This window comes from Streptomyces changchenzhani (assembly GCF_039766235.1).
GTDB lineage: Bacteria > Actinomycetota > Actinomycetes > Streptomycetales > Streptomycetaceae > Streptomyces.
The window spans coordinates 61,110-86,562 of record NZ_JBDHNH010000011.1; the positions used below are offsets into that span (position 1 = coordinate 61,110).

Sequence of the window (25,453 nt, forward strand, 5' to 3'; positions counted from 1 at the left end):
ACAGGTGTCCTAACTCGCCGCGTCCCAATGAACGTTGGCCGCTACTGTGTCCGCATCACCAATGACGTCACCGCGCGAGCGTCCAGGAGTGGCCCGTGGGCAGTCCCCCGACGGCTGCGATCCGCGCCCTGAACCCCACCGCGCCCGGCCCGCCCGCCGCACAGCCGGCTCCCGTGGCCATCAGGACGTGGCGGGACCGGGCCGGGCTCCTCGGTGCACTCGAACGCTTCCTGCCGCAGGTACCGGTAGGCCCCGCCGAGCACGGCAGCCCTGAGTGCGGCAGCTCCGCCGAACATGGCTCGCTGGACGGTGTGCGGCTCTCCAGCGTCTGCCAGGACGGCAAGCCGCTCGATCCCCTGCTGATCCAGGCGCTGGCCGAGTTCCTCACCAAGCTGGTCGTCATACGCCGCGAAGATCTGCCGAAGCTGCCGTCCGACTGGCCCCGCGACGGGCACAGCCGGGACTTCCTGCGCAGGCTCGCACTGCTCACCGACGAGCAGGTACGTCAGCCCAATTGGGCTGAATTCGGGGGCCTGTTCGCGGCGCTCGATATCCGCGACACCGCGCTGACGGGGTTCGCGGAGCGGGTGCCGCCCATGGTCCGGCGGCCGTTCGGCCTGCTTCACACGGATCTGCGCCGCGACACCCTGATCGTCTCCCGCGGCGGAGTCCCGCCGCTCGTCGGAGTGGACTGGGAATCGGCCACCTACGGAGATCCGCTGCACGATCTCGCCACGCACCTGGTGCGGATGCGGTACCCGTCCTCCCAGCAGCAGGAGGTGGAGCAGGCCTGGTACCGGGAGATGTCCCGGATCCGGCCGGAAGGGGCCAACGGTCTGGCCTCCGACCTGCGGCACTACCTGGACTTCGAGCGCGCCCAGTCCGTCTACCCGGACGTGATGCGCGCTGCCCGGTCGCTGGGGGAGGGGGAGGAGCCGGTGGGTCTGGACGCGGCGACGGCGTCGGTGGAGTGCGCACTGCACGCGGCGCGAAGGCCGTTGAGGCTGGCCGGTGTGGCAGGCCGGGAGGAGATCAAGAGGATCCTCTACCGCTGGCACGCGGCGCACGGCGGCCGTTCGGCCGAGGCTCCGCATGCCTGGCCCGTCAGGTTCCGGACGCTGGACGGCGAGCTGTCCGGCGGCGCCCGGCTCCCCGACCGCGCGGTGGCCGAGGCGCTCGCCGCGGAGGGCGCCGCACCTGCCGAGCGCGTGTTCAAGGGGACGGGGCATCTCAACACCGTGGTGCGGGTGGAGAGCGGCCGTTCGACGGTCGTGGTGCGCCGCAAGCTGAGCGGCGCTGGCCGCAGGGAGCCGTGCTTCCTCGACGAGCATGTTGTCCTGCGGGCGCTGGAGAGCCTGGACGGCGCGGTGCGGGCCCCAAGGGTCCTCGCGACGGGGACCAGCGAACTCTCCGACCGGTTCGCGGTGCATTCCTACGAGGGCCCGGCGGGCGGGCTGCGGCCCCCGAACCACCCGGTGCACGGGCTGCTGCCGCAGGAGGCGGACCATCTCGTCGACCAGCTCGGCGCGCTCGTCGACCTGGACGCCACCGCGCTCGATCCGACGGTGAGCGACAGCGGCTTCTACCACTGGCTGAGCGACCGGCTGGTGGACATGGTCGGGGGCCTGCCGAAGGAATCGCTGCAACCGGCCAGGGTCCTCGGACTGCCCGACGCCCCGCGGCTCAAGGAAATCCTGGCCCGGCACACTGTCACCGGCCGCTCCCCGGTCCTGCTGCACGGGGATCTGAACCCGTGGAACCTGGTGCGGGGCGAGAGCGCCGGTGAACTGATCATCATCGACTGGGAGATGGCGATGGTCGGCGATCCGCTGTACGACCTGGTACGCCATCTGCATCTGACCCCGAGCCGGCCCGAGATCCGGCGCCGCATGGTCGAGCGCTGGAAGCGGGAGTTCGGCAGGCGGAGCGCCGAGTACGTCAAGGATTTCGAGCGCGACGCGGACACCTACCGGTGGATCGAGTCGGTCCGCTCCGCCTATGTGGACCTCGACCGCCTGCTCACCGGGGAGAGCCTGGAGGCGCCGAACGTGCGCAGGGCGGTGGCCTCGTACTCGATGACACTGCAGGCGGCGACGGGGTCGCTCGGGCTCCGCGGCGACCGGATGAAGACCCCCCACCTTGCGCGGGCGCTGCCGCTGGGCGACCACGTGGAGCCGTGGCAGGGGCGTGGGGGAGCCCTGCAGGGCGGCGCCTGAGGGGCGAGGAGTCCGCCCGGCCGCCTCCGGGCGCCCGGCCGTCAGCCCACCGTCAGGACCTCCGGACCGCCGAACTCCGTCACCTGAATCGCGCGCACGATGTCCACTCCCCGGTCGGTTGTTGCCCGAACCTGTTGCCTGAGCCTGTTGCCTGAACTTGATGCCTGCACGAGGAGTCTCAGACATCAAGGTTGGTTGAGGTCAAGGGCTCCCCGTGCCCCCCTCGCTCCCCGTACGCTTCTGGCCCATGAGCGGTGAGACGGACAGCAGTGGCGGCGGCGGCGGTATGGGGCTGCGGGAGCGCAAGAAGCAGCGGACGTACCGGGTGATCTCCGAGGCTGCGATCGGCCTCTTCCTGGCGAAGGGCTTCGACAAGGTCTCCGTCGCGGAGGTGGCGGCCGCGGCCGAGATCTCCAAGCCGACCCTCTTTCGCTACTTCCCGGCCAAGGAGGACCTGGCGCTGCACCGCTTCGCCGACCACGAGGACGAGGCTGCCAGGGTGGTGGCCGGCCGCCCGGCAGGGCTCTCGCCGCTGGACGCCCTGCACGGGCACTTCCTGACGGGCCTCGACCGGCGCGACCCGGTGACCGGGCTCAGCGACGAGCCTGCGGTGCGCGCCTTCCATCGGATGCTGTACGGGACGCCGAGCCTGGTGGCCAGGCTGCACGCGTACGTGACCCGCTCCGAGGAGGCGCTGACCGCGGCCCTCGGCGGGCCCGACCCGCTCGGGGCGCGGCTCGCGGCCGGGCAGATCGTCGCGGTGCAGCGGATCCTCGCCGAGGAGAACTGGCGGCGGATCGAGGCGGGGGAGAGCGCGGCTGCCGTCCTGCCGGGGGCGGTGGTGGCGGCGGACCGGGGGTTCGGGCAGCTGCGGACGGGGCTGGCGGCTCACTTCTGAGTCGACCGATCGCCCAGATTTCGATATGAAGTTAAATTCGTTACCCGGTTGCCTTATCTTGGACGGATGACGTCACTCGACCATGAGCTCAGCCGGGAACGGACCTACCACGACACCTGCCGCGCAGCCCTGGCCCGCATGATCGAAGGCGCCGACGAACAGGTCGTCACCGGCGAGGACGTCTCCGCGTCCGGCGCGGACGCCGAGTCGCTCGGCTACCACCTGCGCAGCTACGCCAAGCAGTTGGGGGAGGAGCCCGAGAGCCCGCTCTTCTTCGGCCGTCTCGACCTGGCCGACGGTCGCAGCCACCACATCGGCCGCCGCCGCATCATCGAGCACCCCGCCGAGCCGCCCCTGGTCATCGACTGGCGCGCACCCGTCTCCCGCGCCTTCTACCAGGCGAGCGCCCGCGACCCGCAGGGCGTCGCGGTCCGCCGCCGCTTCGGCTGGGCGCCCTGGAGCAAGGGCGCGTCCGAGGATCTGACCGGCCTGGAGGACGAGCCGCTGGTCTCCGCGGCCCAGGGCCCCGCCGCGGTCAGCCGCATCCTGGCCGGTGAGATCGAGCGCCCCCGGGTCGGCCCGATGCGCGACATCGCCGCCACGATCCAGCCCGAACAGGACACGCTCGTACGCTCGGAGCTGGCCCAGTCCGTCTGTGTGCAGGGCGCCCCCGGCACCGGCAAGACCGCCGTCGGGCTGCACCGCGCCGCGTACCTCCTCTACACCCATCCGCAGCGTTTGGTCCGCAGCGGCCTGCTCATCCTCGGCCCCAACCGCACCTTCCTCTCCTACATCGCCGAGGTGCTGCCCGCACTCGGCGAAGGCGGCATCAGGCAGTCCACGGTCGACGACGAACTGGCCCGCCACCCGGTGCGCGCCCAGGACACCCCGGAGGCGGCGGCCGTCAAGCACAGCGCCCTCATGGCGGCCGTGCTGCACCGCGCGCTCTACGGCCGGGTGTCGGCGCCCGCCGAATCGCTCGCCGTCCCCGACGGCTCGTACACCTGGCGCATCCCGCTCGCGGAGCTCGCGCGGATCGTCGAAGAGGTACGGGCCGAGGCACCCCCGTACGCCGTCGGCCGCGAACGCGTGCGCACCCGCGCCGTCCGCGTCCTCCAGCTCCAGGCCGAACGGCGCGCGGGGGTGCCCGACAGCGAATGGCTGCGCAGGATGGGGCGGGCCAGGCCGGTCTCCGCGTTCGTCGACTCGGTGTGGCCCAAGGTCGGGCCGGAGGAGATCGTGGCCGAGGTGCTCACCGCCGCCGACGACCCGGGGCTGACCGAGGGCGAGCGGGAGGCGATCCGGTGGGCGAAGCCGCCGCGGTCCTTCAAGAGCGCGAAGTGGTCGGCCGCCGACCTGGTGCTGATCGACGAGGTCGCAGGCCTTGTCGAACGCCCGGAGAGCTACGGCCATATCGTCATCGACGAGGCGCAGGACCTGTCCCCGATGCAGTGCCGGGCCATCGCCCGCCGCGTCGACTTCGGCTCGGTGACGGTACTGGGCGACCTCGCGCAGGGCACCACACCGTGGGCGGCCCGCACTTGGCCCGAGCTGCTCGCCCACCTCGGCAAGGACACGGCCGCCGTTGTTCCGCTGACCAAGGGGTTTCGCGTTCCGGAGGCGATCGTGGAGCTGGCCGCGGCGGGCGTCACGGGTAGAGAGGCGTCGCGGGTGTCCGTGCTGCCCGCGACGCTCGCCAAGGGCCTCGAATACGACCATGTCGTCGCCGTCGAACCCGCCGCGATCGTCGGCGCGGAGCCTCGCGGCCTGCACCGGCTCTACGTGGTCCTCACCCGCGCAGTCAGCCGCCTCGACGTCCTGCACTGCCGACCGCTTCCGGCGGAGATGCTGGGCTGACGGATGCCCTCGCCTGCCCCTCGCCTGCCCCTCGTCTCAGCCGTCCGTACGGCGCAGTCGCACGACGGGAATGTCGCGGCTGCTCTTCTTCGCGTAGTCGGCGTACGTCGGGAACAGCTCCACCAGGTGCGGCCACACCCGGGCCTTGCCCTCGGCGGAGAGCGTCTCGGCGCGGGCCGCGAACCGCTCGGTACCGACGCGGAGTTCGACGTCGGGGTTGGCCTCCAGGTTCAGGAACCACAGCGGGTGGTGGTCGGAGCCGCCGTTCGACGCCACGATCAGATGGTCCTCGCCGTCACGCCCGTAGATCAGCACCGTGCGCCGCTTCGCACCGCTGCGTCGGCCGACGTAGTCCAGCAGGAGGCAGGGGACGCCCTGGATCGTGGCGCCCTTGGTACCGCCGGACGTCTCGTAAAGTTCGGCCTGTCGCGCTACCCAGCCCGTGGGGCTGATCGCGACCGCATCGCCGTCATCGTTCCGCGTCACGTATCTCTCCCGCTCGTGCTCGCTCGCTGCTGGCTGGTTGTTTCAAAAGTACCGGACCGCACTGACAGTGCCGGGCGCCGAGAGGAAGAGCGATGAACGTATTCAGCACGACCGGGGGGCCGGTGCGAGGGCGTCGGCCCGCTCCCGAAGTCGTCGCGGTGCTCGGAATTCCTTACGCCGCACCGCCGTTCGGCGCCAACCGGTTCCGGGAGCCACGCCCGGCCAGGACCTGGGCGGGCGTCCGGGACTGTGCCGGGTTCGGTCCGATCGCTCCTCAGTCGGCGCGGTTGCCGGGTGCGCCGTACTGGTCGCCCGGCGACGAGGACATCCTCACGCTCAACGTCTGGACACTGCAGGGCGCCGGTGGGCTGCCGGTGCTGGTGTGGATCCACGGCGGGGCGTACACCTTCGGTTCCTCCGCACAGCCCGACTTCGACGGCGTCGCGCTGGCCCGCGCCGGTCTGGTCGTCGTCACCCTCAACTACCGGCTCGGCTTCGAGGGCTTCGGGCACATCCCGGCCGATGGCTCGACGCGGGGCGCGGCCCACGCGTTCCCGGACAACCGGGGTCTGCTCGACCAGATCGCCGCCCTGCGCTGGGTCGCCGACAACATCGCGGGCTTCGGCGGCGACCCCGCGAACGTCACAGTGGCCGGGCAGTCCTCCGGGGCGGCCTCGGTCGCCTGCCTGATGGGGACGGGCCGGGCGCGCGGGCTGTTCCGCCGGGCCATCGCCCACAGCGCGGTCGGCCCCTGCTACTCGGCCGAGCTCGCCGCCGGGACCACCGGGAGGGTCGCAGCCGCGGCAGGAGTACCGGCCACGGCGGCGGGTCTGCTGTCCGCCTCCCCGTACGACCTGGTCACCGCCTCCGACCAGGTCGCCGACGACTACCGGAGGGACCCCGCTTCCGGGTTCCGCCACTACAACCCCGTGCTCTACGGCCCGGTTGCCGAGGGGGACGTCCTCCCCGCCGACCCTCTGGCGACAGTCGCCACGGGTGTCGCCCGCGAGGTGGACCTCTTGGTCTGTCACACCACGCAGGAGTACTGGCTGATGGATGCGGTCGGCAGCACGGCGAAGGTCTCCACTGACGCCCAACTGGCTTCCTTCGCCGAGGACTTCGGACTCCCCGGCACAGTGCTGGCCGGCTATCGCGCGCTCATGCCGGACGCCCCGGCGCACGACCTTCATCTCGCGATCCTCGGCGACCTGCTGTTCAGCGAATACAGCACGCGGCTGGCCGAACAGCACGCGAGGGCGGGCGGCCGGGCCTTCCTGTCCCGCTTCGTCCGGCAGCGGACCGGCGCCGGCGGCGAAGTCCGCGCCTGGCACTGCGCGGACATCCCCTTCGCCTTCGGCAACCTCGCCGACGAGAACGTGCACTTCCTCCTCGGCGGGCCGCCTACCGAGTCCGACCACGAGCTGTCGCACCGCATGATGTCGGCGTGGGCCGCGTTCGCCGCGACCGGCGACCCGGGCTGGCAACCTCTCGGCCCCGACGGCCCCAAGGGCACCGCAGACACCGCAGACTTCGCGGATCCTGCGGCTCTCACCGACTCCGATGCCCTCGACGACGCCCCAGACCCGACCCCTGTACGGGTCTGGGGTACGGCCGAGACGTTGCCGTCCGTCGACGTCCGGCCGCTGTGGCGTGCGGCCGGCTTTCCGCCGCTGCGCCCCTGAACCGGCCGCGCCACGAGCGGGCCACTGCCGGCCGCCGGCCGTCGCAGTCTCGGCAGCCTCCGCACTCAGTGCACGGCGTGTGACTCCTCCGCCTCAGGCCGTTCGAACTGGGTGCGGTAAAGCTCCTCGTACCGGCCGCCGAGCGCCAGCAGCTCCGTGTGGGTGCCGCGTTCCGCGACCCGGCCGTCCTCGATGACCAGGATCAGGTCAGCGGCCCGTACGGTCGAGAGCCGGTGCGCGATCACCACGGCGGTCCGGCCCTCCAGCGCCTCCGCCAGGGCCTCCTGGACGGCGGCTTCCGAGGTGGAGTCGAGGTGGGCGGTCGCCTCGTCGAGGATGACCACCCGCTGGCGGGCCAGCAGCAGCCGGGCGATGGTCAGCCGCTGCCGTTCGCCGCCGGAGAAGCGGTAACCGCGCTCGCCGACGACGGTGTCCAGGCCGTCCGGCAGCGCGGCCACCAGACCGTCGAGGCGGGAGCGGCGCAGCGCGCCCCAGATGTCGTCCTCGGTGGCGCCGGGCCGGGCGAGGAGCAGGTTGGCGCGGACGGACTCATGGAAGAGGTGCCCGTCCTGGGTGACCATGCCCAGGGTCTCGCGGATCGAGTCGGCGGTCAGGTCGCGCACATCGACGCCGTTCAGCCGCACGGCCCCCGCGTCGGCGTCGTACAGACGCGGCAGGAGCTGCGCGATCGTCGATTTGCCCGCGCCCGATGAGCCGACCAGGGCGACCATTTTGCCGGGCTCGGCGCGGAAGGAGACGCCGTGCAGGACCTCGGTGCCGCCGCGGGCGTCGAGCGTCGCGACGTCCTCCAGGGAGGCGAGGGAGACCTTGTCGGCGGACGGGTAGGCGAAGGAGACCTGGTCGAACTCCACGGACACCGGCCCGTCCGGCACCCGGCGGGCGTCCGGCTTCTCGGCGATCAGCGGCTTCAGGCCGAGGATCTCGAAGACCCGCTCGAAGCTCACCAGGGCGCTCATCACCTCGACCCGCGCGCCGGCCAGCGCGGTCAGCGGGGCGTAGAGACGGGTGAGGAGCAGAGCGAGGGCGACGACCGCGCCCGGTTCGAGGCTGCCGCGCAGGGCGTAGAAGCCGCCGAGGCCGTAGACCAGGGCGAGTGCCAGGGCGGAGACCAGGGTGAGCGCGGTGATGAAGGTGGACTGGGCCATGGCCGTACGGATACCGATGTCGCGCACCCGCCGGGCGCGGGCCGCGAATTCGGTGGACTCGTCTGCGGGCCGCCCGAAGAGCTTGACGAGGGTCGCGCCGGGGGCGGAGAACCGCTCGGTCATCTGCGTGCCCATGGCCGCGTTGAGATCGGCGGCCTCGCGCTGGAGCTTCGCCATCCGGGCGCCCATCCGGCGGGCGGGAATGACGAACACCGGCAGCAGGATCAGCGCGAGCAGGGTGATCTGCCAGGAGATGCTGAGCATCACGCCGAGGGTCAGCAGCAGGGTGACGAGGTTGGAGACGACACCGGAAAGGGTGTTGCTGAAGGCGCGTTGGGCGCCGATGACGTCATTGTTGAGCCGGCTGACGAGCGCGCCGGTGCGGGTACGGGTGAAGAAGGCGACCGGCATCCGCTGGACGTGGTCGAAGACCGCCGTGCGCAGATCGAGGATCAGCCCTTCGCCGAGGGTGGCCGACAGCCTGCGGGTGAGCAGACCGAGCCCCGCCTCGGCGACGGCGATGACGGCGATGAGCAGCGCGATCCGGGTGACCGTGCCGGACCCCTTGGCCTGCACAATCGCGTCCACGACACGTCCGGCGAGCACCGGAGTGGCTACCGCGAGCAGCGCGGTGACCACGCTGAGCAGCAGGAACTGGTACAGCTGCCGCCGGTGCGGGCGGGCGAAGGTGGCAATGCGGCGCAGAGTCGCCCGGGAGAAGGGCCTGCGGTCCTGCTGGGCGTTCATCGCGCTGTGCAGCGATGACCACGCGGTGACTTCCATGTCCATGAGGTGCCTCCGGAAACTGGTGGGGCCGACGCGGTGCCCGTCGGCCGGCATGGCCCGGGGCGCACAACGAACGCTAGAACCCCAACCATCCTTGAGGTCAATTGCTTCCCCGGGTCCCGTCCGAACGAGTGACCGGTGAGTGACCGGCGAGTGACCGGCGCAGGGGCGGAGGCTGCCGCTCAGGACTTCGTACGTACGCGCTCGGCCGGAAAGCTCGTGTTCAGGACGTCGTCGTACGCACGCGCTCGGCCGGAAAGCCGTGTGTGCGGGCGGCGACGACCGCGGCCGGCACCGGCGCGAGCAGCACCAGGACGGCCCAGGGGAAGGAGGCGGCGCCGAGGTGGTCGAGGAGGACTCCGACGAATGCGAGCCCCACAGCGTCACCGCGGCGTAGACCAGGGCGGGACTGTCGGCGAGCACCGCCAGGATCGTCGCCGCGACGGCGAACAGGACCGTGCCGGCGACGGTGAGCGTGCGCAGCCGGCGGTCGATGTGCGCGCCCACGACCCAGATGCTGACCATGGACGCGAGGCCGAAGACCAGCAACACGCGACCGGTCGAGCCGCCCATGCCGAGGCGGAGGCGAGAACCTTGTGCAGTCGCCGATGTCTCTTCCGCTCACGTCAAGGGACGGAGCCCGCCGGATTCCTTAGCTGACTTCCGGTGCGGCACATGAGAAGTCGTACACGGCCCATTCGGTGACCGGGACGTATCCGATGCGTTGGTAGAGGGCGTTGCTGGTGGAGTTGGCCGGGTCCGCGTAGAGCACGACGTCCGTCGCGCCTGCGGCCAGCGCGGCCCGGCTCGCCTCGACTGTCACGGCGCCCGCGTAGCCGCGTCCGCGTAGATGGGCCGGGGTGTAGACGGGGTCCACCCGGACCATGCCGGCGACCATCGAGGTCGCGGCCGCCATGGAGGCGGGAGCGCCGTCCGGGGTCTCCCAGAACGTGAAGTGTCGGTCGGCGAACCGCGAGCCGGCCCAGGAGGCGGCGTCCACGCCGGGGACTTCTCCAACAGCGGTGCAGAACTCGTCGCACCAGCCCACGAGTTGCTGATGGTCCTGCTCGCCCGCGACCCGGCCCCGGCCCTCGGGGAGCGGCTCCGGTGGGGTGAGTGTGCCGAGGCGGTAGAGACGGATCCGCTTGCTGAGCGTCGGCGTTGCGCCTGTGTGCCGGTGCCATGCCTCGGCGAAAGCAGTGGCGGTGTCATGGTCCGCGCTGACGTAGGGAAGGGAGTGCCCGAGGCCGGTCAGCTGGGCGGCGAGGATGTCGGCCTGCTCGGGGGTGAGGGGTGTGACGGTCAGGCCACGGGACGGGAAGCGGTAGAAGGCGGCACGGACCTCGCCCGCTCGCTCCAGTCGGCCGAGGACAGGAGCTTCGGCGCCGTGCGCGGTCGCCCCGTTCGTTCGCAGTTTCTCGATCACCGTCAGCGGCGTGTTGTGCAGGGCGGGCCGTGAGCGCAGGAAGTCCCCGGCTCGGGCGAGGAAGTCGCCTATGTCTTCGGTGAGGTGCCAGTCATCTGATCGCATGCTTCATGATTTCCCATGCTGATCCCGTCATCCAGGCGCACGTCCAGCACCACGACAGCGCGGTCCCGACGGCGTCCTCCCCGGCTGTCCGGTCTCAGATAAGTCCGGGCGAGGCGGGCCCCTGACCTGCGGTGCCCGGACTTGAGTGAGACGGGTTTCGCAAGGTCGTCTCACTCAAGTCCGGGCGAAGGGCCTTCTTGGTCAGATGTGGAGTTCGGGCGGGAAGCCGGTCCAGCGCAGTTCTGCGGGCAGGTGTCGGCGTACGCCCGAACGTCCCCAGGTAAGTACAGCCGCGCGTACCCAGCTCTCATGGTGACCGGGCCTCGCGGCCTCCGCTGCTGCGGTATTCAGAACTCCTCGTCCAGCGGTTCCTTACGAGGCGCCGTCAAGGACCTCCCGCAGTCGACGTGCGAACTCGTCCGGCTTCCCCGGATGTCCGAACTCTCCGTCACAGAAACCGCCGTGATGGCTCGGGAACACCATCACCCGCTGACCGAGCAGCTCGGCGGTCGCCACGGAGGTGCGTCCGGTCTGCACGTCCACGGACTCCTCTCCCACAGCGATCACCATGCGGGTCGGCGCAGCGGCGATCGCGTCGGCATCCGGCTGATAGCTGCTGACCGCCCATGACCGGTCGGACAGCAGCGGATCGTCACGCGAGCCGTCATCCTCCGTGGGCATCCCGAAAGCGGCGGGATCGGCCTCTGGCTGTGCGAAGTACGCGTCGGTGAACTTTCCCTCCCACGAGGTCATGGCCACGAACGCCGCCATCCCGGCCCCCCACCCCCGCTTCTCGTACGCCTCCCGGACACCGGCCCGCGCCCGCACGGCCGCGGGGCCGTCCGGCGTGAGGGTGATGAGCGGCGGCTCGTGCGCGACCAGGGTGGTCACGTCTGCGGGATACTTCGCCACGACCGCGAGCGCCGTGATCGCTCCGCCACTGCTCGCGAACATCTCAACCGGCCCGGCCCCGAGCGCCTCGATGACGGCGTGCACGTCGTCGGCCTGGGTTTGCGGCGTGTGGTCGACCCGCCCGTCCTTACGGGTACTGCGCCCGAGCCCGCGCGGGTCATAGGTGGCAACGGTCCGCTCGGGGAAACGCGCCGCGAGCGCGGCGAAGCCAGTAGCGTCCATGGGCTGCCCGATCATGAACAACGGCGGGCGCCCATCTGCGGTCGGCAGCGGCCCGCGAACGTCATAGACGAGGTCCGCGCCAGCTGTTTTGAGTGTGTGAGTCTCCATACCTGTGCAGACCGCCTCCGCCTCGAAAACTCATCGGCGCCGTGAGCATTGCTCCGCGACAGGGCTGCGCCCCCACCCCGGAGCGCGTCCCCACCTCATGAGTGGGAGAGCCCTCGGAAGCTCCGGTGCCGCGGCGGCCGGCGAACTGGGCACGTTCATCCGTACCCGGCTGGGTAGTTTCGCGCGAACGCCGACAGCAGGTGCCGCATGTCGTTGTGGAACAGCACGGAGGATGGCCTGCCGGGTGCGTATCGGATGGCCGTCAGAGCTGCGTTGCCGTGGTTGAGGCCCATCCATCGCCACTCGGGCGCGTCGACGGCAGCTCGGATCAGCCATCCGATGTTGTGTGTGACGACCAGTTCATGGCGGGGGCGATCGCCGTCGACCGGGCCTGTGAATTCTGCGAGTGCTTCCCGGGCCAGTGCTGGACCGCGGTTGCGCTCCTCTTCGGGAACCTGAGCGAGGAAGCGCCGTCAACGAACACCTCCACCAGACGATCGGCGACGCCAGGGCGGTGCACCCGCGGATGCCGGTAGCCGGCCAGCCATCGCACGTTCGCCATCAGCACGGCCTCCGGCGTGCCGACCCGCGCGAAGTCCCAGCCCACCGACTGGCATGCCGCCGCGGTCACCGCGAACTTCACTGCGTCCTCCGGCCCGATCCGCTCATCCGGGCGCACGTCCACCACCAGGGCCGTGCCATCCGCGCGCCGGACAAGAAGTCCGGCGTGTGCCGCACCCGCTTCCCGTCCGGCCCTGCCCAGGACAGCCGAAACGGCTGTGAGGACATGCCCGTCACCAGCGGGTCGAAGTCGAGCAGCATCAGGTGATCGCGCTCCAGCCACGACTCATATCCCACATGCCTGCCACACGTCGCCGACCAGTACCAGCCGCACCAGTTCCCCTGACCCCGGAAAGCCGGGAACCGCCGCTCGGGCCGTACCGACTCAAACGGGACCGACCACAGGAGCCCCAAAGACCCGCGTTCACGAAGCCCAGCCGCGCTGACGTACTCCAGCTCGACGTCCTCTGCCGACGCCTCGTTCACATTCACCCGGGCCTCCGGTACGACGCCGACCGTAGGCAGCGAAGAGGCGGTGTACCTGGAGAAGACCGATACACCCCACTATGGAGATGACTGAGACGTCAGCTCACTTGCCCGGAGATCTCCGAGACTGTCCGGACATCACAGAGACAGGACACTCAGTGTCCTGTCCCGGATAACTGTGGGCAGGGTGATGCTCTGACCTGCGGTGCCTACGGTTGTGCGGGACAGGCTGGCGGTTGGTGTCCCGCTCAACCGTAGGCAGCGTGGTTGTTCACCCGCGGAGTGAGGTTCCCCCGGTGTGCGGGAGGTGCTGATCAGCTGGTCAGGATGGGTTGACGTGGTTTCAGGTTCGCTTGTTCGGTCGTCGCCTGGTTGGCGTAGTGCTTCTCCTCGAACTCGATGGGACTGAGGTAGCCGAGGCGTTTCTGGATGCGTCGGCTGTTGTAGAAGCCGTCGATGTACTCGAACAGCGCGAGGTTGGCCTCGGCCCGGGTGACGAAGACGCGTCCGCGCACGCACTCGGTCTTGATCAGCATCCACAGATTCTCCGCGAGGGCGTTGTCGTAGCTGTCGCCCACGGACCCCATCGACCCCTCAATACCCGCACGTACCAGCCGTGTTGTGAGCTTGATGGACGTGTATTGACAGCCGTGGTCGGCGTGATGGATCAAGGTGCCGGGCACGGGCTCGCGGCTGGCCAGGGCGTACTCGAGGCAGGACAGGACCAGGTCGGCGTCCGCGCGGGCGGAGGTCTCCCAGGCCACCACCCGGCGGGAGAAGGCGTCGCGGATCGCGGAGAGCCACAGCGGTCCCTCACCCGTGGGGATCATGGTGAGGTCGGTGACCCACAGCCGGTTCGGCACGGGAGCGGTGAAGTCCCGCTGCACCAGGTCCGGGGCGAGCGTGGCCGTCGGGTCGCGGCGGGTGAAGCCCTTGCCCGTGCGGCGTGGGCTGAGGCCCGCCAGATCGGCCTCGCGCATCAATCGCTCGACCCGCTTGCGGCCGATGGCCACGCCCTCGCGCTTGAGCACGGCATGCACGCGGGGCGAGCCGTAGATCCCGCCGGAGTCGGCATGGATCTCCTCGATCTTGGTCGTCAACTCCGCGTCACGGCGGCGGCGTTCACACGGCTCCTTCTCCTGCCGGCGCCAGCGGTAGTAGGTGGACGAGGGGACGTGCAGTTCCCGGAGTACGGGCTCGACACCGAGGTCACTGCGTTCGCTGAGGAACGTCAGTACCTGCGCCGGGTCGTGTCGAGTTCCTGGGCGAAAAAAGCCGAGGCCGTGCGCAGGATCTCGTTCGCCCGGCGCAGTTCCTTCACCTCCCGCCGCAGCTGGCCCAGCTCGTCCTTCTCCTCGGTGGTCAGCCGGTCGTCGCGCTCGCCGCGGTCGGCCTCGGCCTGGCGGATCCAGCCGCGCAGTGCCTCCGGGTGGACCCCCAGCTCAATGGCCAGGCGCTTGATCTGGGGCTTCGGCTCGGCGGTGCGATACATCCGCACCGCACGCTCACGCAACTCCAGCGGATATTTCCTCGGAGCGGCCATGGTCAGAGTTCCTCTCATGAGAACCATCTGACCCGCTGTCATCGCCCTCCGCATCTCGGGGGAACCTCAACCCCTCGCTTTATGCGGGCGCCCATCAGTCGGTTGCTCCCTCTGCCATCGCGGCAGCAGGTCAGTGCTTCACGCCCAGCGGCCTGGTGGACTACCCAGTCCCGCGGGAACTGACGCTGGATGAGATCGCGGAGAGCGTCTCTGACTTTGCGTTGGCAGCCCGAAACGCCATCGAAGCTGGTTTCGACGGCGTGGAGATCCACGCAGGCAACGGCTTCCTGCTGCATCAGTTCCTCGCTGAGAACACCAACCACCGAACGGATGCCTACGGTGGTTCGATCACGAACCGGATCCGCTTCACTCTGGAGGTCGCAGAGGCAGTGGTCACCGCAATCGGCAACGAGCGCACGAGCATGCGTCTTTCGCCGGCCAACCCCTACAACGACATCTCCGAGGGCGACTCCGAAGGTCTCTACGGGGCACTGGTCCCAGCGCTCCCCGAACTCGCGTTCCTCGAGGTGTGCGAGATCGTCACTCGCCCTGTCACGCGCACCATCCGCCAGGCGTGGGGGGGCAACCTCATCCTCAACCCGCACATGACACCGGATTCCTTCCCCGCCTCAGCCGAGGCAGCACGAACTGTGCTGGAAGAAGGCCTGGCAGACGCAGTCTCCCTGGGCGCGCTGTTCCTGGCCAACCCGGACCTGCCCGCCCGGATCGAGGCGGGAGCTCCCCTCAACGCGGCAGACGAGGCAACGTTCTACGGTGGCGATCACCGCGGTTACACCGACTACACGTTCCTCGACCAGTGACAGCCAACACCGTGAACTCTGACGCCAAGCTGCTGCTCTTCTCGGGACGCGCCCATCCCGAATTCGCCGAGCGCATCGCACGCGAACTCGGTACCGAGCTGGTTCCCACGAAGGCCTATGATTTCGCCAATGGCGAAATCTACATCCGCTTCGAGGAATCAGTGCGGGGTGCGGACTGCTTCGTCGTTCAATCGCATACTGCGCCGATCAATAAATGGATCATGGAACAGCTGATCATGATCGATGCTTTGAAACGCGCCTCGGCCCGGAGCATCACCGTCATCGCGCCCTTTTACGGCTACGCGCGCCAGGACAAGAAGCACAAGGGCCGCGAGCCAATTTCGGCGCGCTTGCTCGCCGACTTGCTGACGGCTGCTGGTGCGGACCGAATCGTTACCGTAGACCTCCACACCGACCAGATCGTGGGATTCTTCGGAGGCCCGGTCGATCACCTCTTCGCCCTGCCGATCCTCGCAGACCACATCTCCACACTCACCGACCACGCCAAGCTGACCATAGTTTCCCCGGATGCTGGACGTGTCCGTGTGGCGGACCAGTGGTGTGATCGGCTCGGCGCACCGCTGGCTATCGTCCACAAAAAGCGAGACAAGGACGTCGCCAACCAGGTCAGTGTTCACGAGGTCGTCGGTGATGTTCAGGGCAGGGTATGCGTCCTGGTGGACGACATGGTCGACACGGCGGGAACGATCTGCGCGGCAGCTGAGGCGCTGTATGACAACGGAGCAGAGGACGTCATTGTCGCAGCCACTCACGGCATCCTTTCCGGACCTGCCATCGATCGTCTGAAAAACTCGAAGGTAAGCCGCTTCGTACTCACTGACACCTTGCCGACTGCCGCAGAGGCTGGCGTGGACAAGGTGACAGTCCTTTCCATCGCACCCGTCGTCGCACATGCAATCCGGGAGATTTTCGAGAACGGTTCGGTGACCGCTCTCCTCGACGAACTCTGATAGCGGCCCGCCCGTCCCCGTTGCTCCGGCTGGCACCCGAGCAACGGGGACGGGCGGGTGCACTGTCGTGCCTCTCATCCGACGATTCCGGCTGGGCTACGGGGTGACGCCGTACACACAGGGTTACCTGTGGGAGACGGTGGAGGTCGTAGGCTGGTTCGCCACCTGCCTCTTCACAAGGCCGAGCCGCCCGGCCTCTGGGGGCTGACAGCGGACAGCTCAAGATCCTTGTAGGCGGTCATTTCGGATCCTGCTCTGCGGACAGCTGATCTCCCTGCCGGTACGGCCATTCGCGTCAATGTCGAGTCTGGATCCGAACAGGTGATCCCTCCGGCGGTTTGCTCAGTGATGTGCCGTCAGTGAGCGAAGCCGTTCCGGAGGGATCGTGAAGAAGTCTTGCAGGGAGATCATGGAGATTTTGGAGGCGCTGGATGCCACAGGGTGCGCGTATTCGGCGGCTCAACTGGCAGGAGTCGATCCCAAGACCGTGCGGAGGTATGCACGGATGAGGGACACCGGGCAGCAGGTGGACGCACCCGTGCGGCGTCAGAAGCTGATCGACCCGTTCCTGCCGAAGGTCGAGGAGTGGGTGGAACGCTCGCAGGGCAAGGTGCGGGCCGACAAGATGCATGAACGCCTGGTGCTGCTGGGGTTCGCCGGCGACGAGCGCACGACCCGCCGCGCGGTCTCGGTGGCCAAGGCCGCATGGCAGGCGGGGAACCAGCGGACGTATCGGCCGTGGATCACCGAGCCCGGCTTGTGGTTGCAGTTCGACTGGGGATGGGGCCCGAAAGTGCCTGGTCCGGGCGGTGGCGACGAGCGGCAGACATTGTTGTTCTGCGCGTGGCTGGCCTGGTCGCGGTTCCGGGTGGTCATCCCGACGTGGGACCGAACGCTGCCCACGCTAATCTCCTGCATCGACTCCACGGTGCGGGCGATCGGCGGGGCGCCGACGTATGCGCTGACCGACAACGAGAAGACGGTGACCATCGACCGGGTCGCCGGAGTCGCGGTCCGCCACCCACAAATCGTCGCCTCGGGCCGCCACTACGGCATGCAAGTGCACACATGTGTCCCATTCGACCCGGAGTCGAAGGGAGGCAGCGAGGCGACGGTCCGCATCGCGAAGGCCGATCTGGTGCCCACCGACGCCAACTTGCGGGCGAAGTACGACTCGTTCGCCGAGTTGCGCGGGGCCTGCGCGATCTTCTGCAGCACCGTCAACCACCGCATCCACCGCGAGACCGGCAAGACCCCGGCCTCGATGCTCGACATCGAGCGCACCCGCCTGCATCCGCTGCCCGCCGGCCCGCACACCCTCGCGCTGGGCGAGTCCCGGCAGGTGATGCCGGACCAGACGGTGCGGTTCGGGTCGGTGCGGTATTCCACCCCGGCGGGCCTGGTCGGCCACGAGGCATGGGTGCGGGTCGACGGCGACGAGCTCGTCGTGGTCTGCGACCTGGCCCAGCTCCACCACCGCCCCGAGTGGCTGCAGGGCCCGGCCGGCCTGGCAGAGGTCGCCCGCCACCAGATCGCCCTGCCCGGCCGCCCGGTCATCGATACCGCCCACTACCCCGACCACCCGCAGGACGCGGACGGATCCCCGAGGCCACCCCGCATCAAGCCCACCACCGACGCCGAGAAAGCCTTCCTCGCCCTGGGCCCCGGGGCGAGGTCCTGGCTGAGGGAGGCCGCAGCGGCCGGCACCACCCGGATCCGGGTCAAGATGGCGTCCGCCGTCGAGCTCGCCGCCCTGGTGAGCGTCGCCGAAGTGGACCTGTCGCTCGGCCTCGCGGCCACCGCGGGACGGTTCGCCGAGGGCGACTTGATGTCCATCGTCCAGCACAGAAGAGACGGCGCCCGCCCGGCCGACCTGGTCGTCGCCGACGAGGCCCACTCGGTCCAGCCCGGCACCTCGGCCTGGTCCGACTTCGGCCGCGCGTCTTCCTGATCCCCCGTTCCCGGGCCGCGAAGCGGCCCGGGAACGGCCCGCTCGAACCATCCGATCACAGAGAGGCAGCACTCCCATGACCACGACCGTCGACGCACCGCCCGAGTTCGTTCCCGCACCGTCCCCCGTCCCGCCCGGCCCACTCCCGCCGCCGATCCCGGCGGAGTTGGAGTCGGTGCTCAAGCGGATGCGGTTTCCCTACCTGCGCAAGGCCGCCCCCGAGGTGCTGGCCACCGCCCGGTCGCAACGCTGGGACCCCGCCGAGGTGGTGCGGGTCCTGCTGGAGGCAGAGGCCAGCGGCCGGACCGAGGCGACCCGCCGCAACCACCTCCGCCAAGCGCAGCTGCCCTCGGGCAAGACCTTCGACTCCTGGAAGGAAGCGGACTCTTCGATTCCGGCGCCCACCCAGCACGCGCTGATGACCCTGGAATGGATCGGCCGCGCGGAGAACTTGGCGGTCGCGGGCCCGTCGGGCACGGGCAAGAGCCACCTCGCAGAGGCGTTGGCCCACAAGGCCATCGACGCCGGCATGCAGGTCTCCTGGTTCACCCTGGAGTCCCTGACCGCCCACCTCGGCCGCGCGACCGTGGACAACACCGTCTCCAAGGCCGTCGCCAAGATCACCCGGTGCGATCTCATCATCGTTGACCTATGCCGAGCCCGCGACTATGCCGAGGGCTCGATCAACGTGTGAGATCACCGCTGGTTGAGCCCCCGACCTGCTCGGCGGGGTTCGGCATAGCCACGGGGTTGGGCGAAGCAGCGAAGCGCTCTGGCAGGCCCCGAGAGCGGCGGTAGCTGAGGCAGGCTTCGAGCCAGCGGCCTTGACCGCCGTTTGCCACCGACCTTGAGTCTGTTGCTCTGGCAGTTGCGGCATACTGCGCGTATCGGATCCGTGCATCGGTGAGGCTATCCGACCCGTTGGGACCGCCCCATACTTCGTCGGCGTTCAAGTCATCCTGACCGTCGTCCTCCCAACCGCATTCGTGGCAGATCTCCCATTCGACGCGAGCATCCAGGGTCGGGAGCTTGCAGCAGGGGCAGGCATATGGACCCCCGCCCGCCGGGCATGCCTCGCGCAACTCTCTGGGTGTCATCACGCCTTGAGTGTCGCAGTTTCCGCGACGGCGGCCGTGGTCAGTGGCCTCACAGGCGGTCAAGGAACGCGAGGATCTTGTCGGTGGGACGGTAGCGCCCCGGGCGGGCAGCGACCGGTGCGGTAAGGGCGAGGGCCTTCTCCTTGATGGTCATGTCGGCGTGGACGTAGGCGTCGGTGGAGCGGACGCCGGCGTGGCCGAGCCAGAGCGCGATGACCGTGGTGTCGACGCCGGCCTGCAGCAGCGACATTGCGCAACTATGCCGGAGCTGGTGCGGCGTGACGGCCGAGGCCGGCCCGCTTGGCGGCCTTGCGGACTGCGGCTTCGATGCGGGAGGCGTTGACCGCGCGACCCATGGTCGGTGAATAGCAGATTGGAACGCAGGCCCTCGGGGCGGTGCAGCAGCCAGTCGTCCAGCAGTGTCTTCAGCTGCGGGTGCAGGGGAACGTAGCGGTCGGTGTGCATCTTGCCGACCGCGTCGATGGTGAGTCCGAGCATCTCGCTTCGGCGCATCCCGGTGGGGGCGAGGATCTCGATGGCCAGCCTCGCGAACGGATCAGGATCGCGTCGGGCAGCGGCCAGCAGCTTGGCGGCCGCGGCATCGTCGAGGATCGGGGCAGTGGCTCCTCCGCGATCGGGAAGTCGCTGTCGAACACCAGCTGGCGGGCTGGCCGGTCTTCGGCGTCCCATTCGTGGAAGACCGGTACCAGGCGTTGGTGCCCGCCCTTGCCCTCGCTGACGAAGACCCGACGCTCGCCGGGCGAGCGGTCGCCCAGCCGCAAGCCGAGGACCTCGCAGCGGCGCAGTCCACCCAGCAGCATCGCGAGAACCATGGCCCGGTCCCGCGCGGTGTTCAGGGCACCAAGTACCACCTCGACCTTGCGCGGACCCAGGACGCGCGGGAGGGTGCGGGGCGTGCGCAACAGCGGTGTCCCGCGATTGCCGCTCCGCCGGCGGTTGGCCAGCCCGTCGGCACCGGGTTGCGTTCGACGGCGATGTCATCGCGGATCGCCAGGTAGCCGAACAGCCCAGAGATGCTGGCGAGCCGACGCTTGATGGTCCGTGCCGAGAGCCCGCTTCACCATCCTCGAGGCGGACGACCTTCGGCCCTCGCCGCGGCTTCTTCTGCGCGGTGATGAACGGTGATCGACACAGCAGGCACTATCCAGCGGTGGATTGCCGAGAGCCTGGACTGTATCGGCGTTCCCATTGTGGCCGCCGCGCTCGGCGTGCTGCTCGTCGTCGCCGTGGCCATTCACCGCCACAAAACGCGCCAGGAAGCTTCCGGCACCGCCGAGGACCCCAGCTCTCCAGAACATGAGCGTCACACTTGATGCCGCTCTCCAGGGGGGTGAGAGCGGGCCCGCCCGGTCCTGTGAACGTCATCCGCGCAGCCCGTCACACCTCATGCCCTCCGGAGTCGAGCGGGATGGGGGAGGCGGACTTGCGCTTCCCGCGAGTCGGGGTCCATCGGGTGCGCCGCAGCGCCCACCCGGTGAGTACGGCGGCCGCCGCGATGGCATAGGCGGTGTCCCCCACGGTGTACCAGTCGTCGAACGCCCGTCCTGTGACGTAGGCCGCGGCCCCTGCCGATGCGATGCCCAGCCACTCCCAGCGGCCGTCCAGTGCGACCAGAGCGACGAGCAGCAGCGCGTACCAGGAGTAGTCGGGCGTCAGCAGCAGGAACGCCGTGCCGGTAACCAGCAGGGCGCCGCGCCAGGGGCGTTCCGGATCGCCGCGCCGCAGGACGTGCCAGACGACCAGCGCCATGCCGGCGGTCACGGCGGGCAGCGCCCAGGAGTCGGGCAGGATCAGCCGCAGCAGGGCGTAGCGGTTCTTGCCCGAGGAGGTGTCGTCGTAGCCCTCCTCCTGGACGTAGCCGCCGAGGTACCCGAAGACCGAGCCCTCGGACAGCACCGCGTACGGCAGATAGACGATGACCACCACCGCGGCCGTCGGGAGCAGTACGGCCGCCGCGTCCCGGACCCGCCGCACCCCGGAGAGCGCGCCGGGCAGTACAACTGCGGGCAGGAGTTTGGTCGCGACGGCAGCGCCCAGCAGGGTGCCGCCGGTGATCCGGTGCCGGGTGACGATCCCGAGCGCGACGACGGCCAGGAGCACGCCGAGGACATCGGCGTGTGCGTTGTTGACCGCCTCGACGGGAACAGCGGGGCACCAGGCCCAGTACGCCGCGTGCCGCACCTCTCCGCGTCGGCGCAGCACCATGAGCAGGGCGGCGGTGGCGGCCACGGAGAGCAGCGCCCCGCCGGTCTGCAGAGGCTTGTGGCGGGTGTAGTCGGGTGACAGCTCGTGCACGAGGAAGAAGTAGGCCTCGGCGACGGGCGGGTAGATGGTGTGCACCTGCGGCCGGTTGATGCGGGTGCAGTGCCTCTCACCGGCGGGCCCAGGGATCCGCGCCCGGTCCGGGTGTGCGCATGCGGCGCCGGCGGGGAAGAGCCAGCTGTCGCGCAGCGCGGCCAGTTCCGGGTCGGCCGGTGCATGGTCGTACGGGGAGAGCCCGGACGCCTGCACCCGGCCGTCCCAGGCGTAGCGGTAGGAGTCGGTGCTGGTGCGCGGGGGAGCGGCCAGCCCGGTCGCGGCCACCGCGATGCCGCCCGCCAGCATCAGCGCCACAGCGTGCCGGGGAGGTACCTTCCGCAGCGACCACACCGCGGCGGCGAACAGCAGCCAGCACGCCGCATACCACCAGGACAGCCCGGCAGGATCCAAGTGGTAGCCGTCCTTGCGGACGGTCAGGACGAGCACGGCGGTCAGAGCGGCCACCAGGATGCCGGTACGGAACGTACGTGCGTTGATCACCGGTTCGGAGCCGCCGTCTTTACGGCCCGGCTTGTGGCAGTGAGGTCAGGGTTGCGGCGAAGTGGGTGTGTGGGGCTTCGGCGGCCACCGCTCGTACGTCGGCGGCGGTGTCGACGTCTCGCAGCACCCGCAGATCGCGCACGGTCAGCCCGGCCCCGGCCAGCCGCCCCCGCTGCAATGCGCCGGTGTCGGGTACGTCCATAGGTACCCCGCGCAGCAGCGCCGGATCTGGCTCGGCGAGTCCCAGGGCCCAGAAGCCGCCGTCCGCTGCCGGGCCGAACCACGCGTCGCAGCTGTGCCAGGCGTCCTCGGCCAGTGCGGGTGCGAGGGCGGCGGGGGTCACCTGTGGGGTGTCCATGCCGATGAGCACGGCCGGACCGGTACAGAGTCCGAAGGCGGCGGCCAGCCGTTCGTCCAGCCGGCCGTGCCCCTGCGGCACGACCTCGATGCCGGGCGGCAGCCAGGGGCCCGGCGTGCCGTCGAGAACCAGCAGACGCTTCTGTACGGGGGCCGCGAGCATTGCTTCCAGGGAGTCGGTGAGCATCGCCTGGGCCAGGAGCGCCGCCTCCTGGGGCGTGTATGGCGGGGTGAGGCGTGTCTTTACCCGCCCCGGCACCGGTTCCTTGGCGATGATGAGCATCGTGGTCACCGCGCACCCGCCCCACCAGGAGCCGGGACCGCCGGCGGTTGCGAGAACACCGCGCGCATGTCGTGCACCGCGTGCCACGTACCCCGCCAGGTCCCGGTGACCTTCGACTTCCCGGTTCGCGGCAGATACGGGACGTCGACTTCGCTGACCCGCCAGCCCGCGTCGGCCGCGCGTACGACCATCTGGAGGGGGTAGCCGCTGCGCCGGTCAGTGAGGCCGAGGCCGAGCAGCGGCTCACGCCGGGCGGCGCGCATGGGCCCCAGATCGTGCAGCCGCAGCCCGGTGCGGCGGCGCACCATCCGGGACAGAGCCAGGTTCCCGGCCCGGGCATGAACAGGCCAGGCCCCGCGCGCCAGCGGTCGACGTCGCCCCAGCACCAGATCTGTCTTGCCGTCCGCCACCTCTTGCACGAACGAGGGAAGCAGCCCGGGGTCCAGAGAGGCATCGCAGTCGCAGAAGCAGACGAACTCCGCCTCCGCCTTCAGCAGCCCTGCCTGGCAGGCGGCACCGAACCCACGCTCCGGCTGGTAAACGACCGTTGCGCCGAGTGCACGGGCGACGGTGCCAGAGCCGTCGCTGGAGCCGTTGTCGACGACGATCGCGCGCCAAGTGGGCGGGATGCGTTCCAGTACCCAAGGCAGGGCACCGGCTTCGTCCAGGCAGGGCAGGACCACGTCCACCGCCGTCGTGTTCGGGTCGGTCATGTCCTCACCGTACGCACCCAAAACGGAATACTCAGGACTTCAGATTCGCACGACGCAGTCCAGGGTCGCTGCGACAGCAGTCGGCCTCACTCTCGAACAGGGACTGCCGCGTTCGAGGAGGCGGCGACCACGGCCGAGGGCAGAAGGGAACCCCTCCCCCATCTGTCGCGCTTCGAGATCACGAACCCCGCAGCCCGCCGTGCGCGAACTCAGTCATTCCCTCGGCGAAGCCGACCTCTGCCCGCCAGCCCAGCTCGCCGGTCAGCCGCCGCGAGGACGCGGTGATGTGCCGTACGTCGCCCAGCCGGTACTCACCCGTGACCACCGGTTCCGGGCCGCCGTGCGCCAGGGCCAGTGCCGTCGCCATCTCCCCGACGGTGTGCGGTTCCCCGCTCCCAGTGTTGAATACCGACAGCACGCCCGGCTCCCGGCCGGCGAGGGCCTCCAGCACCATCACGTTGGCCGCGGCCACGTCCCGGACATGGACGAAGTCCCGCCGCTGCCCGCCGTCCTCGAAGACCTTCGGCGCCTCGCCCCGGGCGAGCGCCGACCGGAAGAACGAGGCCACACCCGCGTACGGGGTGTCGTGCGGCATCCCCGGCCCGTACACGTTGTGGTAGCGCAACGACACCGCCCGCCCGCCGCTCGCCCGCGCCCACGCGGCAGACAGATGCTCCTGGGCGAGCTTGGTCGCGGCGTACACATTGCGTGGATCGGCGGGCGCATCCTCATCCACCAGCCCGGGCACCAGCTCGGCGCCGCAGCAAGGGCATACGGGCTCGAAGCGCACCGCATCGAGGTCCGCGGCCGCCCGCGGACCTGGCCTGACCCTCCCGTGCAACGCGCAGTCGTAGCGGCCCTCCCCGTACACGACCATCGAGCCCGCCAGCACCAGCTCACGGACCCCGGCCTCCGCCATGGACGCCAGCAGCACCGCCGTTCCGAGGTCATTGCTGCTCACATACGCGGGCGCGTCGGCGAAGTCCTTGCCCAGGCCCACCATGGCCGCCTGATGGCAGACCGCCTCCACCCCGCGCAGCGCACGGACCACCGCATGACCGTCCCGTACATCCGCATGGATCCAGTCCGCCGCGGCGACGGGTGGTGGGGCGGCCGTATGGGCCGAGGGAAGCAGGGCGTCGAGGACAACGGGTTCATGGCCGCGGGCGGCGAGCGCGGTGACGATGTGCGAGCCGATGAAGCCCGCGCCTCCGGTGACAAGTACACGCATACCGGGGACGCTAGGCGGTGCCACGCCCTGCTGCCCGGGTGCGCGCCGGGAGGTCACAGGACCGCGGGCTGTGCGTGCTGACGCCTGTGCCGTTCGTGTTTCGTAAGGCCCCTTCGGCTTGCCGCGCCCGCGCCGGCGTGAGTGGATTGAAGTACGGCAGAAGATTCCTCAGTCCATGGAGCAAGATCAGAGGTTGCTCAGCATGGCCATCAACAACCGTTCCTCACCCCCCGGGCTGGAGCCGCTGGGCTCGTCCCCGCTCTCCCGTGTGCTGCTGGCCGTGTGCCGGGTCACGGTCGGCCTGCTGTGGATCCAGAACCTTTCATGGAAGCACCCGCCGGACTTCGGGGACGAGAGCGACCCCCCGCGTGACCTGTACAGCTGGACACTCAAAGGGGTGGACAACGAGGTTTTCGCCCCGTGGGCGTGGCTGGTCGAGCATGTGATCATTCCGAGTTTCTCGGCGTTCGCCTGGGGCGCCTTCGCAATCGAGGCATGCCTCGGCGCATTCCTGCTGGTGGGCCTTGCCACCCGCTTCTGGGCGCTGGTCGGTCTGGTTCAGACGACCGCCATCACGTTCTCCGTGCTGAACACCCCGAACGAGTGGTTCTGGTCGTACTTCCTCATGTACGCCGTGCACCTGGCGCTGCTGGCCACCGCGGCGGGACGCGCCTACGGCGTGGACGGCGCCCTGCGGCCCGTGTGGCGGCAGCGGGGTGGCCGGATGTCGCGGGTGCTGCTCGCAGCGTCGTGAA

At 69.9% G+C, this 25,453-nt stretch carries 24 protein-coding genes and 3 pseudogenes; 10 read left to right on the top strand and 17 right to left on the bottom strand.

Annotation, left to right across the window (positions count from 1 at the left end; all coding sequences use genetic code 11):
• Positions 1 to 95 precede the first annotated feature (95 nt).
• The 3 genes from ABCR94_RS30440 to ABCR94_RS30450 all read left to right on the top strand — a co-directional run bounded on the left by ABCR94_RS30440 (position 96) and on the right by ABCR94_RS30450 (position 4,971).
• A complete protein-coding gene (locus tag ABCR94_RS30440) occupies positions 96 to 2,216 on the top strand; it encodes a phosphotransferase family protein (protein WP_347123721.1) in 2,121 nt (706 codons plus the stop codon).
• Between the two features lie 247 nt (positions 2,217 to 2,463).
• Positions 2,464 to 3,114 (top strand): TetR family transcriptional regulator, encoded by a 651-nt coding sequence (locus tag ABCR94_RS30445; RefSeq protein WP_347123723.1) that lies wholly within the window; start codon positions 2,464 to 2,466, stop codon positions 3,112 to 3,114.
• Between the two features lie 66 nt (positions 3,115 to 3,180).
• The gene (locus ABCR94_RS30450) at positions 3,181 to 4,971 is read left to right on the top strand and encodes a HelD family protein (protein WP_347123724.1); all 1,791 of its coding nucleotides are present in this window, start codon (positions 3,181 to 3,183) and stop codon (positions 4,969 to 4,971) included.
• Between the two features lie 36 nt (positions 4,972 to 5,007).
• On the opposite strand, the gene ABCR94_RS30455 is transcribed toward ABCR94_RS30450, so the two are convergent.
• Positions 5,008 to 5,457, bottom strand: a complete 450-nt coding sequence (locus ABCR94_RS30455; RefSeq protein ID WP_347123725.1) for a nitroreductase family deazaflavin-dependent oxidoreductase — start codon at positions 5,455 to 5,457, stop codon at positions 5,008 to 5,010.
• A 92-nt stretch (positions 5,458 to 5,549) separates the two neighbouring features.
• Here ABCR94_RS30455 and ABCR94_RS30460 point away from each other — a divergent pair, with 92 nt between their 5' ends.
• Positions 5,550 to 7,139, top strand: coding sequence for a carboxylesterase/lipase family protein (locus ABCR94_RS30460; RefSeq protein ID WP_347123727.1), 1,590 nt, complete (start codon positions 5,550 to 5,552; stop codon positions 7,137 to 7,139).
• 65 nt (positions 7,140 to 7,204) lie between these two features.
• On the opposite strand, the gene ABCR94_RS30465 is transcribed toward ABCR94_RS30460, so the two are convergent.
• The 8 genes and pseudogenes from ABCR94_RS30465 to ABCR94_RS30505 all read right to left on the bottom strand — a co-directional run bounded on the left by ABCR94_RS30465 (position 7,205) and on the right by ABCR94_RS30505 (position 14,472).
• Positions 7,205 to 9,094, bottom strand: a complete 1,890-nt coding sequence (locus tag ABCR94_RS30465; protein WP_347123729.1) for an ABC transporter ATP-binding protein — start codon at positions 9,092 to 9,094, stop codon at positions 7,205 to 7,207.
• Positions 9,095 to 9,314: 220 nt separating this feature from the next.
• Positions 9,315 to 9,670: pseudogene (locus ABCR94_RS30470) on the bottom strand (MFS transporter); the annotation flags it as partial.
• Between the two features lie 73 nt (positions 9,671 to 9,743).
• Positions 9,744 to 10,622 (bottom strand): GNAT family N-acetyltransferase, encoded by an 879-nt coding sequence (locus ABCR94_RS30475; protein WP_347123731.1) that lies wholly within the window; start codon positions 10,620 to 10,622, stop codon positions 9,744 to 9,746.
• 372 nt (positions 10,623 to 10,994) lie between these two features.
• Positions 10,995 to 11,864: an alpha/beta fold hydrolase gene (locus tag ABCR94_RS30480; RefSeq protein ID WP_347123732.1), complete on the bottom strand. Its 870-nt coding sequence runs from the start codon at positions 11,862 to 11,864 to the stop codon at positions 10,995 to 10,997.
• A gap of 155 nt (positions 11,865 to 12,019) precedes the next feature.
• A pseudogene (locus tag ABCR94_RS30485) lies at positions 12,020 to 12,328 on the bottom strand (histidine phosphatase family protein); the annotation flags it as partial.
• Positions 12,329 to 12,381: 53 nt separating this feature from the next.
• Positions 12,382 to 12,917, bottom strand: a pseudogene (locus ABCR94_RS30495) (TnsA-like heteromeric transposase endonuclease subunit); the annotation flags it as partial.
• A gap of 308 nt (positions 12,918 to 13,225) precedes the next feature.
• The gene (locus ABCR94_RS30500; protein ID WP_347119122.1) at positions 13,226 to 14,146 is read right to left on the bottom strand and encodes an IS3 family transposase; all 921 of its coding nucleotides are present in this window, start codon (positions 14,144 to 14,146) and stop codon (positions 13,226 to 13,228) included.
• Positions 14,143 to 14,472 carry a transposase gene (locus ABCR94_RS30505; protein WP_347116874.1) on the bottom strand — a complete coding sequence of 110 codons (330 nt, stop codon included), beginning with the start codon at positions 14,470 to 14,472 and terminating at the stop codon, positions 14,143 to 14,145. Before ABCR94_RS30505 ends, ABCR94_RS30500 begins: the two co-directional genes overlap by 4 nt.
• A gap of 98 nt (positions 14,473 to 14,570) precedes the next feature.
• On the opposite strand from ABCR94_RS30505, the gene ABCR94_RS30510 reads away from it, so the two are divergent.
• From ABCR94_RS30510 to ABCR94_RS30525, 4 genes are all read left to right on the top strand, one after another.
• A complete protein-coding gene (locus ABCR94_RS30510) occupies positions 14,571 to 15,275 on the top strand; it encodes an oxidoreductase (RefSeq protein WP_347124049.1) in 705 nt (234 codons plus the stop codon).
• On the top strand, positions 15,272 to 16,246 hold the full coding sequence (locus tag ABCR94_RS30515; RefSeq protein WP_347123735.1) for a ribose-phosphate diphosphokinase: 975 nt from the start codon (positions 15,272 to 15,274) through the stop codon (positions 16,244 to 16,246). The genes ABCR94_RS30510 and ABCR94_RS30515 overlap by 4 nt, the downstream gene beginning before the upstream one ends.
• A gap of 409 nt (positions 16,247 to 16,655) precedes the next feature.
• A complete protein-coding gene (gene istA / locus ABCR94_RS30520) occupies positions 16,656 to 18,197 on the top strand; it encodes an IS21 family transposase (protein WP_347123737.1) in 1,542 nt (513 codons plus the stop codon).
• 76 nt (positions 18,198 to 18,273) lie between these two features.
• The gene (locus tag ABCR94_RS30525) at positions 18,274 to 18,891 is read left to right on the top strand and encodes an ATP-binding protein (RefSeq protein ID WP_347123739.1); all 618 of its coding nucleotides are present in this window, start codon (positions 18,274 to 18,276) and stop codon (positions 18,889 to 18,891) included.
• Here ABCR94_RS30525 and ABCR94_RS30530 read toward each other — a convergent pair.
• Genes ABCR94_RS30530 through ABCR94_RS30540 form a run of 4 tightly spaced genes read right to left on the bottom strand, consistent with a single transcriptional unit; the run spans position 18,881 to position 20,217 of the window.
• On the bottom strand, positions 18,881 to 19,294 hold the full coding sequence (locus tag ABCR94_RS30530; protein ID WP_347124051.1) for a CPCC family cysteine-rich protein: 414 nt from the start codon (positions 19,292 to 19,294) through the stop codon (positions 18,881 to 18,883). The genes ABCR94_RS30525 and ABCR94_RS30530 overlap by 11 nt on opposite strands.
• A 49-nt stretch (positions 19,295 to 19,343) precedes the next feature.
• Positions 19,344 to 19,538, bottom strand: coding sequence for a hypothetical protein (locus tag ABCR94_RS30535; RefSeq protein WP_521978266.1), 195 nt, complete (start codon positions 19,536 to 19,538; stop codon positions 19,344 to 19,346).
• Entirely contained in the window at positions 19,445 to 19,807 is a 363-nt protein-coding gene (locus tag ABCR94_RS39250; protein ID WP_521978184.1) for a hypothetical protein, read from the bottom strand. Before ABCR94_RS39250 ends, ABCR94_RS30535 begins: the two co-directional genes overlap by 94 nt.
• Positions 19,720 to 20,217: a tyrosine-type recombinase/integrase gene (locus ABCR94_RS30540; RefSeq protein WP_347123742.1), complete on the bottom strand. Its 498-nt coding sequence runs from the start codon at positions 20,215 to 20,217 to the stop codon at positions 19,720 to 19,722. The genes ABCR94_RS39250 and ABCR94_RS30540 overlap by 88 nt, the downstream gene beginning before the upstream one ends.
• A 219-nt stretch (positions 20,218 to 20,436) precedes the next feature.
• Between ABCR94_RS30540 and ABCR94_RS30545 the strand changes: the two genes are divergently transcribed.
• Positions 20,437 to 20,628 carry a hypothetical protein gene (locus tag ABCR94_RS30545; protein ID WP_347123743.1) on the top strand — a complete coding sequence of 64 codons (192 nt, stop codon included), beginning with the start codon at positions 20,437 to 20,439 and terminating at the stop codon, positions 20,626 to 20,628.
• 64 nt (positions 20,629 to 20,692) lie between these two features.
• On the opposite strand, the gene ABCR94_RS30550 is transcribed toward ABCR94_RS30545, so the two are convergent.
• The 4 genes from ABCR94_RS30550 to ABCR94_RS30565 all read right to left on the bottom strand — a co-directional run bounded on the left by ABCR94_RS30550 (position 20,693) and on the right by ABCR94_RS30565 (position 24,698).
• Positions 20,693 to 22,114, bottom strand: a complete 1,422-nt coding sequence (locus ABCR94_RS30550; RefSeq protein ID WP_347123745.1) for a glycosyltransferase 87 family protein — start codon at positions 22,112 to 22,114, stop codon at positions 20,693 to 20,695.
• Positions 22,115 to 22,133: 19 nt separating this feature from the next.
• The gene (locus ABCR94_RS30555) at positions 22,134 to 22,754 is read right to left on the bottom strand and encodes a TIGR04282 family arsenosugar biosynthesis glycosyltransferase (protein ID WP_347124052.1); all 621 of its coding nucleotides are present in this window, start codon (positions 22,752 to 22,754) and stop codon (positions 22,134 to 22,136) included.
• A gap of 5 nt (positions 22,755 to 22,759) precedes the next feature.
• Positions 22,760 to 23,467, bottom strand: coding sequence for a glycosyltransferase family 2 protein (locus ABCR94_RS30560; protein ID WP_347123747.1), 708 nt, complete (start codon positions 23,465 to 23,467; stop codon positions 22,760 to 22,762).
• A gap of 178 nt (positions 23,468 to 23,645) precedes the next feature.
• Positions 23,646 to 24,698 (bottom strand): NAD-dependent epimerase/dehydratase family protein, encoded by a 1,053-nt coding sequence (locus tag ABCR94_RS30565; protein WP_347123749.1) that lies wholly within the window; start codon positions 24,696 to 24,698, stop codon positions 23,646 to 23,648.
• Positions 24,699 to 24,900: 202 nt separating this feature from the next.
• Here ABCR94_RS30565 and ABCR94_RS30570 point away from each other — a divergent pair, with 202 nt between their 5' ends.
• The gene (locus ABCR94_RS30570; RefSeq protein ID WP_347123751.1) at positions 24,901 to 25,452 is read left to right on the top strand and encodes a DoxX family protein; all 552 of its coding nucleotides are present in this window, start codon (positions 24,901 to 24,903) and stop codon (positions 25,450 to 25,452) included.
• Position 25,453 lies beyond the last annotated feature (1 nt).